Raw genomic sequence first — 13,077 nt, 5'->3', positions numbered from 1 at the left:
TATTATCTTGAAACCTCTTTACTATTAACAATTAATTTACCTGATCCTGGGTTTTAACATTTTTGTTTATAAAATATTCCTGAATAATCTCACGTGCAAGAGGAGCAGCGGCCTGGCTGCCATCTCCTCCGTGCTCCACAAATACTGTTATGCATATTTCCGGGTCCTGATAAGGAGCATATCCAACAAACCAGGCATGATTTTCACCATGAGAATTCTGGGCAGTACCTGTTTTACCTGCAACTTCCATGTTTTCAACTTGAGCATTTTTACCTGTCCCACTCTCAATAACCATTTTCATACCTTTTTTAACTGTTTGAAAAGTTTCAGCAGATATATCAGTTTTTCCCATTATTTCCGGCATAAATTGTTCTACTAATTCTCCTGATTGAGATATTATTTTTTCTACATGATAAGGTCTGTATTTAATACCGTCATTCACAATAATACTAAGCATAGTATGTATTTGAAATGGAGTGGTCACTAAATAACCCTGGCCAATAGAAAGATTTACCGTATCCCCTGGAAACCATATTTGGTTTAGCGTTCTTTTCTTCCAGTCTTGAGAAGGCAGCAAGCCCTCTAATTCCCCGGGTAAATCGATTCCTGTTTTTTCTCCCAATCCCAGCATTGCCGCATATTGGCTTAATTTATCTATACCAAGTCTTTGTCCCATATTATAAAAAAAGACATTGCAGGAATTACTGATCGCTTCCAGGAATGTCTGGTTTCCATGACCTGTTTCTCTCCAGCATTTAAATCTTGAGTCTCCCAGTTCAAAGTAACCTGGGCAATATATTTTTTCATTCAAATTAACAAGCCCCTCTTCCAAAACAGCAATTGCGGTCACTAATTTAAATATTGACCCGGGAGGATAAATACTTTGAATATTACGATTACATAAGATATTTTCGGTACTTTGGGATATTTCCTGCCATTGTTCAACAGAAATTTGTTGAGTAAAGATATTTGGATTATAACCTGGCTGACTGACCATAGCTAATATTTTTCCGGTTTGTACTTCACTTACTATAATTGCACTCTTCTCTCCGATAATCATATTTTCAATAAATGCCTGTAGATGACTGTCAATTGTTAAAAAAATATCATTACCGGCAATTGGCTCAATTTCTTCCAGTGTTAATACTTCTCTTCCCAATGCATCTATTTCGACTTCCTTGTTACCTTTTTCCCCTCTCAGGTAAGAATCATAGTATCTCTCGATTCCGCTTTTCCCAACTATATCTCCTCCAGAAAGATGGCTATACCCGGTAGACTTTAACTCATCTACACTTATTTCGTTAACATACCCCAATATATGAGATGCCAAACTATCATAAAGATATTTTCTTTCAGGCTGTACTGTCAGAATGGTTCCTTTGAATTTATATTTTTGCTCTTCAATAGCAACAATTTGCTCTTTGTCGAGATCTCTTTTAATTGTTTGGGATTGAAATGGATTATATTTTGTCCTTTGAAATTTTTCAGCAATCAGTGATTCTTCAACAGGAATAATTGTACTTATCTCACTTGATAATAGTTGATAATCATCTACTTCTGCCGGAATTACAGAGAGATTAACCGATGGTCGATTTGTTATCAATAGTACTCCTTCTTTGTCATATATTTCGCCCCTGGGTGCCTCTTCAACCAGAGAACGGATACAATTACTCATTGCCCTCTGCTGGTATTCCTGCCCCTTTATAATTTGTAAGTACCATAAGTTTATAAAAAATATTGAAAAACAAAATATTATAAAGGTAAAAAGACTTCCCAGTCTTTTTACAGTAAGATCTTTTGTTACCTTATTATTTTCCTGTTTAAACATAGTTTACTTATTCTTTCGCCTAAAATAATAAAATATTTTATTTATCCCGATAAAAAATAACGGCAAAACAATGGCATTGATTAAAGCTTGAGTTATTGTAATATTTTTGAAATTGGCATCAAAATTATAGTTGGAATAAAGGGATTTCAGTAAAAAATATGTCATTACATTATTAATTACTGTAAAAACAAAAGCAGATATTGCAGCTATCCAGATAATATGATGTGAAAATATTTTTTCCCTTATAGTACCTGCAACATATCCGATTAATGTCTTAGTCAGGGCATTAATACCAAGCAAGTGAACTGAAAATATATCTTTCAGCAAACCGCCTGCAAAACCAAAGATAGTGCCTTCTTCCGCTCCCGATATAAACGATATGCAAATAACTACAATCAGTATAAAATCCGGTTTTATAACATCTATTTCTACAATACTGGCAAAGAGCAGTTCTATTGCCATAGTTATAAGTATTATGCCTGCCTTAACCAATAACATCATTATCTACAATTCCTTATATTAAAATATTTTATATTACATTATTTACTCACAAATTAAATATTAAAATCCGATAATTATGTAAAGCTCTATTTTTTTCAGACTATATAGTGGTGGATTATTGTCACTGAACTAATTTCGGGTATGATTTATTATTCTATAATAATAATGCAGATTAGGTCTTTAAATGAATAAGAAAATATGGAAACTATATATCTACTCGTTTACTCTAAAATATAATTCAATTTTTCCTAAGATAATTAACCACATAAAATAGGGTAAAGCAATCACTCTTTTAATTCGTTTCGGTTCTTTTATTAATCTGTAAATCCATTCCATACCGTGATTTTGCATCCATAAGGGAGCTCTGGGTATTTTGCCAGATAAAACATCAAAACTTCCTCCGATGCCAATACACACTGGAACGTTCAGTAAATCTTTATATTTTGATATCCATATTTCCTGTTTCGGTACTCCTAATCCCACTAACAAAAAGTCAGGTTTTTTCTCTTTTATCTCTCTTATTATATCTTTTTCATTTTTCTCATATTGGTTGCCCGTATATCCTTCTTGCTTAAAATATCCATGATGAAATCCGACAATATTAATCCCGGGATATTTTTTCTCTAAATTAACCACAGCCTTATTTATTATATCCTCTTTTGCACCTAACAGAAAAAGCCGATATCCTTTCTCCACAGAAGATTGACAAATCCTATTTATTAAATCTATGCCGGTAATCCTTTCTATCAGGGGATTTTCCAGCGTTGCAGTGGCCCATAATAATCCTGACCCGTCAGGAGTTACCAGGCTTGCTTTTTTTGTAATGCTGAGATATTTTTTATCTTTCCGTGCCCGTAAAACAGCCAGGGTATCAGGTGTCACTACATAAGAAGGGTTTTTTTCTGAAATAAATTTATCAATTCTTTCCATAGCCTGGTTACAATTTATGCGGTCAATCGGTACATCAAACAATTCTATTTTTTGCCTTTTATTATCAACTGTAATTATATTATTTCCATTTGCAACTTGAGTTTTTAGCCAATGAAATCCTACAAACCAGAGGGCAGTCATTCCGGTAAATAAATAAACATTTTCCCAAACTGATATAACTATTGCGATTATACTTAAATAAACACTTGTAAAAACTATTATGGCTTTAGATCCTCTCAGGGAGAAACCCTGGCTTATAAGCTGCTGTATTATTTTACTTTCATTCATAGCCTCTAAATAACTATCATTAAAATACCCGGAAAAAAATGAATAAGAGGCGTCAATTATCGGCAACCCTAAAATTAAAAATGGTGTCAATAATGTAAGTGCAGCTGTGCTTTTGAGCACACCCACAATCGCAATAATGGCTAACATAAAGCCAAAAAACATATAATATTTTGAAAAACCAATACTATTATTAAGTTGTTTTTTCTTAAGATAAATAACAAACAAAGAAAATATTGCCAGCAGTACGGATAATATCTCTGCCAATATCAGACCCTGTCTCTGAAAGACCGATACAATCAAAAAGGTTACAGAAGCTATAAAAACTATAATTGGTGTCAGGCTGCTTAATTCGTTGGTTTGTCCTACAGAATTTGTAATAATCAGCAACCACGCTATAGTTAAGGGAATGGATAAGTTTGCAAGATACAAGTAACTACCGGAAGAATCCCTTAAAAATTCTATCCTTACCCCCACCAGGATAACTATAACGGAAATAATTCCCTGCAAGATAACTTTTAGCCATGGAGAAAGTTTTTTCTTTTGGTCGTACTTGCCCAGGAATATCATTAATATTCCAGCAAGGCATATTCCTGATATTCTGACTATAACATCAAACCATTCAGCCAATTATCCCTCCAGAAGTTACTATCTGTAAATTATGTTTATCATGCTGATTATAAACAAAAATCATAAAAAATCAACTATTTCCCTTCAGTAAAGAAAACAATTGATTTAAATGTAGTTTATCTTTTCCATATTTTTAACTATTATATTATTAATTTAAGCAGCTAATTCCAATTATACAGCTACTTATTAACTTGTTAATTTTAACATATTTTTAATGTTGAGTAAACATTCATTAATTATATATTTATTAAATGTTATAGATGGTTGTCTGATTATAATTATTTTTCACTACTCAGGATTTTATCACAAAATAAGCAATACCTAAAGCTATTAAGCAGCATATTAGATTAACTCCTAATAATATCAGCACTACATTACGATGAGTAATTCCTTTTTTTAACAATCGATGATGTAAATGCCCCTGATCTGCCTGAAAAATAGGTTTTTTATTTCTATACCTTCTAAATATTGCAAATAGTGTGTCCCCTATCGGAAGAACCAAAATAACCAGGGGCACCAATAATAACAAAGCTTCCCCTGACAGGACCACCCATAATAAGCCTATTGATGCAATCATATAACCGGCAAAAGTGCTGCCTGAATCTCCTAAAAACATCTTCGCCGGAAAAAAATTATAATATAAAAAAGCCAGCATGCTCCCTGATAAAGCAACAGTTAGAAGATTATATATCGCAAAATTACCATTAATATTTAAACCCAGTAAAAAAAGGGTTCCCAGGGATATAACCGACACCCCGCAAGCTAATCCGTCCAATCCGTCAATCAGGTTAATCGAGTTAGTAACCCCTGTAATCCAGAATAATATCAAGGGATAAAATAAATAACCAGCAATGCCAAAAACAGATAATTTCAGGATTATAAAATTATTGAAAAGTTGATAATTAAAGATAATAACTAATAAGGCAGGTATCATCTGAATTATAAATTTATAACGGGGTCTTAAGTCAACAATATCATCAATTATTCCCAACAAAAGAATAATAGCACCACCGGCTAACAGTCCTCTTGTGTTAAACTCTATCGGAATAACAAGCAATACACTTATAATGAAACCAAAAAAGATAACAATCCCACCTAAGTTCGGCACTGAATCACTATGGATCTTTCGATAGCCAGGGTTATCAACCAGGTTTTGTTTTTTCCCGACCCGGGCAATATAGGGTGTTATAATATATGACACAAAAAATGCAATTCCTGCAACTAATATATAATCCACTCTTTATATGTTCCCTTTCTAAAATATTCCAGTAAACTCATATGATTATATACAAAAAAAATTACCGATTCACATCTTTTTCAAAGCCTGCTTTATGCTATTTAATATCAGTAAATATGGTTAATATACAATACACATACCATATCGGCAATAAGAATACTGCCTTTTTATTCCCCTAATCTTGCTCTTTCTTATCTTTTGTAATGACTGGTAGACCGGCAGACCGGAGGACTAACCGACTGCATTTATTGATTATCCTTTATCTTTTTATTGTTTGTATTTTACTGAAAACCGAAAACTGTATCATATTATACTATTGAAAAAACAATTTTTGTGCATTATCATGGTAAATCAGCTGAAGCGTTTCGTCATCCAGATTCAAACCCTTAAATACTCTCTCCTGGTCAACCTTTTCCCTCTCACCGGCAGACATCATCTTGTAAATACTTCCTGGTAATGAAAATTCTTCTTTTTCCAACAAATCCATATAGGCGAGATGTATATCATCTATGTAAGCACGTGTTTTTGCCTGATAGGTCGTAACAACCAAATCGGTGCCATATGTAATCCGTTCCCGGTATTTTTTTATAAAATCTCTAAAGGCAATATAGTTATTGGATATCCTTCCAAATCCGGCTACTAAAAAATCCGGGTGGCCAAAGCTTATATCTGTATAGAGTTGTGGATAAGTATCCATCAATCTTGTTAATCTTGTTAAATTGCCGGAAGATAACATAAAATGAGGAACAATCTGTACCAGGTCCGGATATTCCTGGCAAACATGTTCCATTTCTTCTAAAAATCTCCCGCTATTAATATGATGAAGTATTGGTATGGATTCTTTTTCACAATATTCATATACTTCCATCATTCCTGGTTCATCTAATGGCATCTTAAAAAATAAATCATAAAAACTGCCATGTCCGTTATATAACTTTACTCCTGCCGCCCCTGCATCAATATATCTTTTTAATTTTTCCAGTTTCATATCATCCCTGGGATCCATGGTTATCAGAGCTGCAAATTCATCAGGATTTTCATTACTGATTTTTATGATAATTTCATTATTTTCGTCATAGCCTGTAAACCCATAATCAGGATTAAGGTAAAATGTAAAGTCAGAGGTTCCCAGCATAACCATTTTTTCAACCTGGCAGTCTTCCATTGCCTGTTTTAACATGGGGATATTCTCCTCACTTTGGACATGCTCATGGGCATTAATAATATCAAATCCGGCTCTTCTTTCCCTGGTTTCTGCAGATAACTCTGCAACTTGTGATGATGGTAATTTATCAATCCATAAAGGCAACCAGCCTCTTTGTCTGAGTCCAATAAAAAGTAAAACAAGTATTACTATAACACTTATACTATAAAACATAATATCAAATAATTTATTCTTTTTCTTCACAGCTGTATTTTTCTTATTTTTATCTTTTTTTATTGCCAAAGTATACCTCCGGACCAATTCTGAATTTTTTTATTATACCTTAATATTGTTATAGTTTCCAAGACAATCATATTTTTTTCTTTGTTTTTATTGTAAGCAATTTCAAAACAAGTTATAGTTATAATTATAATAACATAACTCAGGGAGAATTGATTAGTAAGAAATGATTAAATTAAAAGAGAATATTTTTTTAATTAAATCCAATCCATTGATATTGATAACACTAATATTAATACAAATTTTTCTTTTTAGCACCTGTGTTCAATCAAAAACTTATGACCCTTCTCTGAATTGGCAGGTTACCGAAAGTACACATTTTTTAGTTATTTTCCCAGGTGAAAGCCCACTCAACCAATATTATTTCGACTACAGTAATACAGCATCTAATGTCCTGGAAATAGCCGAAGCGACTTATGAGCAAATAACTCCCAATTTTGGTGAACCTTTTCATAAAAACCGGAAAATAGCAATTATACTTGAAGACTTTAGCGATTCTGTCTATGGATTTGCTACTGTCTTACCGCATCGGTTAATAAGGATAAACCTGACTGCTCCCAATTTTAAAAGCTTTGATACGAAATTTGAAAATTGGCTTAAGATAGTAATAACCCATGAATATACTCATCTGGCACATTTTGAAATGACCGCTAAGACAACTTCCTTTCTTCGCTTTTTTTTAGGACAAATTATTGCACCAAATGCCTTGCAGCCCATGTGGGCAACCGAAGGTATGGCAATTTATTATGAAAGCCAGAACAGCAGTGGTGGCCGATTACAGGATACCAGGTATGATATGTACCTCCGTTCAGATTTTTTAAAAAGTGAGCCTATTGACCTTAAACTGCTTCAAAGTTCCTACCTAACTTCCTGGCCAGCAGGTACCGCACCTTATGTTTACGGTCAATCATTGGTACATTATATCGCTGCTAAGTTTGGTGAAGAAAACTTAATTAAAATTAGTGAATATTTTTGCGCATATCCTCTTCTGGGTATGAACTGGGCAATTAAAAAAACCCTTAATATTGACCAGGAACAGCTTTACCAGGAGTGGCAGGAAGAACAGTTCAGCCATTATCAAAAACAGGCTGAAGAAGTATATCAAAATAGTTCTCTTACCGCTTCTGACCAAATCACAAACCACAAATACTGGGTTGATAATCCAATATGGCTAACAAATACTGGGAATAATTCTACCTCTATTTTATACAGAGTAAACAATTTAGAATTATACCCAACTATTCGCAGTTATTCACTAAATAGCAAAGAAGAAAACATTATTATTAATCGTGTTAACGGACATGGGTTTTCATATAGCCTGTCTCCAGATAATTCATTTCTTCTTTATACAAGACTGTCTCAATATGAACAATATTATCAATACAGCGATATTTTTCTATACAGCCTGCAAACAGGCAGGCAGTTAAAAATATCAGACGGAATGAGAATTAAAGACCCAAGCTGGAATCCGGATAAATCCAGGAACCAGGTTGTGGCGGTTATCAATAATGCAGGAACCAATAATCTTGTTCTTTTCTCTGTTAGCCAGGACCTTATGAAAAATCTAAATACTGGTTCTACTGCAATACCTGTTGATAATTATAAAGAGGGGGATTTATTATCTTTTTCTGATTTAATCTACCTCACCGACTTTAAAGATGGCACACAGATATCGCATCCGGTCTGGTCACCGGACGGAAGCCATATTGCCCTTTCTTTATGGCAAAACGGTTACCAGGATATTTATATTTTAGCATTAGACAAAGATAACCAGATAGAGTCTTCCTATGCCATTGCCATTGATAATTATACCGATATAAGCCCCAGCTGGTCAGCAGACGGAAAACACCTGTACTTTTCTTCAGACAGGACCGGAATATATAACCTGTATGCTTATAGTATAGAAGATAAAGAACTGTTTAGAATGACCAATGTACTAACAGGTGCTTTCGAGCCGGCAGTATCTCCCTGCAATAATTATATGGCTTTCATACAATACCATCCCACAGGTTATGAACTGCATCTTTCCAAAACTGAAGACCTGCTCTGGGAACCGGTTGACCATACTGATACAGGGGACGGTTCTCTGTATCAGACACTGCAGGGCGAAAACCGTGATACAGAGAACCGTCCCCTGTATCAAAATATAACTAAACCCTATTCCCCATGGGACAGCATCCTGCCAACCTACTGGACTCCCTATCTTACCTTAACCCGGAATGACCTATACCTGGGTTTTTCAAGCATAGCCCAGGATTATCTGCAATTCTATAATTTGCCATTTACCATAGCCAAAGGTCTTATGAGTCCAGCGGTCTACTATGATATCAGTCTTATCGATTATGCCAATAACAATCCCATTTATTCATTATCATGGCAGGGAGAAACCTTGCTTGAAGATAATCGATTGAATAATTTCCTTGACCCTGAATCAACTACTTCAAGATTTCAGGCAAAAACAACTTTTCACCGGGAGGGCTATACTTCACAACAGGATTATGGCCGCTTTTACAATAAAAATATCTCTTTTGCATTTCAAAATGATTTATACAGTATAAATTCAGGTGACGATAATGATAACAATAATGTTTACAAGAATATTAATTCTATCATCTTTAGCTATAACTATAATGATACAGAAACTTACCAGTCCTCTATTAGCCCGGAAACCGGCTATTCATTGTCTTTAAGTTATCAGCATGCAAATCATCTCATCGGGAGTGATGATACATTCCATAAAGTATTATTTGATGGAAGAAATTATTTACCCCTTTCAGGTAAAAATCAGGTACTGGCATTAAGATTGGTTGCCGGTACAGCAACAGGAGAATTAAATAAAGAAGAGCTTTTCTATTTAGGCGGGAATGCTAACAATACTTCTCCCAGCTCAGTTAACAGAGGAAGCTTTCCCTTGCGGGGATTCCCCTCAAATGCATTTAGCGGGAACAACTTATTATCCTTTAGTGCAGAATATCGTTTCCCTATCAAGTCAGTCGAGAAAAAAATCGGATTTGACTGGGCATCTGTCTTTTTAGATAGAATCTCCGGCACACTATTTTTAGATGCCGGAAATTCATGGGAAGGAAATTTTATTCCATTTGATCAAAATATCCATGCTTCTGCCGGTGCAGAGTTGCATTTTAAATTTAAACAAGCCCGGGGAACACCTCTTACCCTGACAATTGGAGCAGGAAAATCCCTTACTGGCGATTCTGCATTTCGATTTTATTTTCAAACAGGAATTTCTTTTTAATTATTGAGTACAATTTTTCTTTGCTACAAATAATAGTTTTATCAAATCAACCTTACCTGGCTGTCATCTGCCAGTATAAATTCATAATTAATAGGCATTTTTTGTGAACGATAAATACGTACATCTTTTCCAATCAAGCAATTCTGCATACGGCAATTTACATTTTCAATATGAGTATTTGCCATTATCACACTGTATTCGACTTCACCATTTTCAACCCTGACAGCATTAGACAATGAAGTAAAAGGGCCAATATATGAATTTATTATCTGTGCATTATCACCAATCATCACCGGGCCTAATATCGTTGAATTAATAATTTCTACATTTTTTCCTAAATTAACCCTGCCTAATACTTTTGATTTACTATCAATGCTGGCATTTCCTAAATCCCGGTGAATATCTTCCAATATGAGACGGTTTGCCTCAATAATATCAGCAGGTTTGCCGGTATCTTTCCACCAGCCGTCAATGACTTCAGCCTCTACATCATAATTATTATCAATAAGCCATTGGATAGCATCAGTAATTTCCAGTTCCCCCCTGGCAGAAGGCTTAATATTATCAATAGCCTCGTGAATGGTTTTTTCAAAGAAATAAACTCCAATAAGCGCCAGATCTGAAGAAGGATTTTTCGGTTTTTCCACCATTCGCACAATCTTTTTGTCCTTCAATTCAACAATACCAAAAGACTGAGGATTCTCCACATGAGTCAAAAGTACAAAAGCTTGCCTTTTGCCCTCTTCAAATTTTTTGCGATATTGAGATATTTCGTCCTTTAGTAAATTGTCACCCAGGTACATCAAAAAAGGTTCTTCCTGCAGAAAATCACGGGCTATCTTGACCGCATGGGCTAAGCCTAAAGGCTCTTCCTGTAAAATATAGCTGATATTAATTCCCCAATTTTCACCATCACCAATCTCTCTCCTGATATCATCCCCGGTTTCTTCTCCAATAATAATACCGATTTCATTTATTCCACACTCTATTATTTTTTCGATACCGTACTCTAAGGCAGGTTTATTCGCCAGAGGAATAAGATGTTTAGCACTGGTATGGGTAAGCGGTCTTAACCTTGTTCCTTTTCCGGCACATAATATTATTGCTTTCATACTTTTCCCTCCTATTTCTTGTTAATATCATTTTAGCATGTTTTCCAGATAATATACCAATAATTTACCTGCATCCAACAATAACTGCGGGTTTTTAAGGGCTTTGCTGAATAACCTGGAATGGTTGTCAAATTCAGCTGCCTGCTCAATAAAAGCAGAATTTTTTTTAAACAACAAAAAAACTTTCTTTTTCTGTGCTTCATCCAGTTGTTCATATATTTCTCTTGCCTTTAAACCAAAATTTATTTCTTTACCTACATTCCTTTTCCATATGCTGTCATATTCTTCCAGCTTATGCTCCGCTATGCAATCAGCAAGAATTTTTGCAGATTTGATCCCAAAAGAAAGCCCTCCTCCTGTTAATGGTTTCATTTGACAGGCTGCATCTCCCACCAGGGCAATATTATCACTATAGGTAGGTATATACCCTATGGCTATCTTACCGGCAACTACATCAGATATTTCTCCCTCTATCTTTTTATTATCAATATAATCATCTAATAACTTTTTTGCATTCCCGGGTTTTATACCAACAACTCCTACACGTAATACCCTGCTACTTTCAGGTATCACCCAGAGAAAAAAGGGAATATCCTTATCAAAATAGACCTGTATAAAACCATTGGTAATTTTTGAATAGGTTTCCTTTAATTTTATCTGATACTGCATACCATAATAATAGATTATTCTAAATTCATTATTATTACTTTTACTATTATATATATTAAGCAGGTACTTGCGTACAATTGAATCAGGGCCATCTGCACCAATCAATACATCTGCTTCAAACTCTTCCTTCTGATTTGTGTAAACACAATAACCTTTATTTTCTCTGGTTATTCTTGTAACCCGCCTCCCGAGACGGATATCCAGTCCTCTTCCAATATCTATGTCAAATCTTTCCCTGTTTACAATACAGGCAATTTGTGGAACATTAATAGTAAACTCCTCTGTCCAGGGAGTATTTATTACGAATCCGTCAACTTTTCTGAGAATTGCTTCTTCAGATATATATGGTGTTATAGTTGAAATAAGTTTTGATGAAACAATACCGGCACATTGCACCGGCTTGCCTACATTAGGATGCTCTTCTAATACTATCGGCTTATATCCTCTTTCTTTTAACAGCTGCGCAGCATAACAGCCCACCGGCCCAGCCCCAACAATTAATATTTTCATATGTTCTTTTTGCCTCATTTTAAAATATAAGTACTACTATATATTCTACACTAAAAATGTAATTATAATGAATTGAATTATAGTATAAACATATAATTCACTAATCTCAACTCTTTAAATCATATTTTTTAAATCTTTTCCTATACATATAGCCAATAAATATAAACCTCCCCCTTCAGGAAAGATTTAGCTCTCTTCGTCTCCTCCCCCTGAGGGTAGGATTTAGCTCTCTTCGTCTCCTCCCCCTTGAGGAAAAGATTTAGCTCTCTTCGTCTCCTCCCCCTTGAGGGAAGGATTTTCCAACCCAGTCTCCTCCCCCTTGAGGGGGGAGGATTAAGGTGGGGGTGGTGAATTTGCTTTTATTTTCTTTACGTTATACGTTATACTATGTACAAGTTTAGCTTTCTTTTTTTATTCTTGTATTTTGACTAAAAACCGCAAACTGTAAACTGAAAACGAAATTTTCATCTTGCAACTTGTACTTTATAACTCTTGCTTGCACATTTTCACGTTATACCGTATACGGTATACGGAATTAACTGTACACCGAAAACTAATTTCTTTTCTTGCAACCCACTCTCCGTATTTTTTTCTTTTGTATTTGACAGGTAGACCGGGTGACTGGCAGACAGGTAGACCAATTTTACTCATTACTGAATTAATAGTAATTCACTATCT

Annotated in this window: 8 protein-coding genes; 1 reads left to right on the top strand and 7 read right to left on the bottom strand. The window is 34.7% G+C overall.

What is annotated here, in order from left to right:
• Positions 1–31: 31 nt before the first annotated feature.
• From mrdA to PHQ99_00900, 5 genes are all read right to left on the bottom strand, one after another.
• Positions 32–1,828, bottom strand: coding sequence for a penicillin-binding protein 2 (gene mrdA, locus PHQ99_00920; protein ID MDD4288145.1), 1,797 nt, complete (start codon positions 1,826–1,828; stop codon positions 32–34).
• A 3-nt stretch (positions 1,829–1,831) separates the two neighbouring features.
• Positions 1,832–2,329 carry a rod shape-determining protein MreD gene (gene mreD / locus PHQ99_00915; protein ID MDD4288144.1) on the bottom strand — a complete coding sequence of 166 codons (498 nt, stop codon included), beginning with the start codon at positions 2,327–2,329 and terminating at the stop codon, positions 1,832–1,834.
• A 213-nt stretch (positions 2,330–2,542) separates the two neighbouring features.
• Positions 2,543–4,174: a WecB/TagA/CpsF family glycosyltransferase gene (locus tag PHQ99_00910; GenBank protein MDD4288143.1), complete on the bottom strand. Its 1,632-nt coding sequence runs from the start codon at positions 4,172–4,174 to the stop codon at positions 2,543–2,545.
• Positions 4,175–4,466: 292 nt separating this feature from the next.
• Positions 4,467–5,411: an MraY family glycosyltransferase gene (locus tag PHQ99_00905; GenBank protein MDD4288142.1), complete on the bottom strand. Its 945-nt coding sequence runs from the start codon at positions 5,409–5,411 to the stop codon at positions 4,467–4,469.
• 313 nt (positions 5,412–5,724) lie between these two features.
• On the bottom strand, positions 5,725–6,858 hold the full coding sequence (locus tag PHQ99_00900) for an amidohydrolase family protein (GenBank protein MDD4288141.1): 1,134 nt from the start codon (positions 6,856–6,858) through the stop codon (positions 5,725–5,727).
• Between the two features lie 163 nt (positions 6,859–7,021).
• Here PHQ99_00900 and PHQ99_00895 point away from each other — a divergent pair, with 163 nt between their 5' ends.
• Positions 7,022–10,108, top strand: a complete 3,087-nt coding sequence (locus PHQ99_00895; GenBank protein ID MDD4288140.1) for a hypothetical protein — start codon at positions 7,022–7,024, stop codon at positions 10,106–10,108.
• 41 nt (positions 10,109–10,149) lie between these two features.
• Here PHQ99_00895 and PHQ99_00890 read toward each other — a convergent pair whose 3' ends face one another.
• A complete protein-coding gene (locus PHQ99_00890; protein MDD4288139.1) occupies positions 10,150–11,220 on the bottom strand; it encodes a glucose-1-phosphate thymidylyltransferase in 1,071 nt (356 codons plus the stop codon).
• Between the two features lie 27 nt (positions 11,221–11,247).
• Positions 11,248–12,399: an NAD(P)/FAD-dependent oxidoreductase gene (locus PHQ99_00885; GenBank protein ID MDD4288138.1), complete on the bottom strand. Its 1,152-nt coding sequence runs from the start codon at positions 12,397–12,399 to the stop codon at positions 11,248–11,250.
• Positions 12,400–13,077: the final 678 nt, after the last annotated feature.

The sequence above is a fragment of the Atribacterota bacterium genome, from assembly GCA_028703475.1.
In the GTDB taxonomy this organism is placed as follows: Bacteria; Atribacterota; Phoenicimicrobiia; order Phoenicimicrobiales; family Stramentimicrobiaceae; genus JAQVMU01.
The sequence above is the reverse complement of the archived record's forward strand: the minus strand, read 5'-3'. Positions and strand labels throughout refer to the sequence as shown.

Excerpts from the sequence above, each read along its gene's own strand:
- mrdA (MDD4288145.1), bottom strand. The coding sequence starts at position 1,828 with ATGTTTAAACAGGAAAATAATAAGGTAACAAAAGATCTTACTGTAAAA.
- mreD (MDD4288144.1), bottom strand. The coding sequence starts at position 2,329 with ATGATGTTATTGGTTAAGGCAGGCATAATACTTATAACTATGGCAATA.
- PHQ99_00895 (MDD4288140.1), top strand. The coding sequence starts at position 7,022 with ATGATTAAATTAAAAGAGAATATTTTTTTAATTAAATCCAATCCATTG.
- PHQ99_00890 (MDD4288139.1), bottom strand. The coding sequence starts at position 11,220 with ATGAAAGCAATAATATTATGTGCCGGAAAAGGAACAAGGTTAAGACCG.
- PHQ99_00885 (MDD4288138.1), bottom strand. The coding sequence starts at position 12,399 with ATGAAAATATTAATTGTTGGGGCTGGGCCGGTGGGCTGTTATGCTGCG.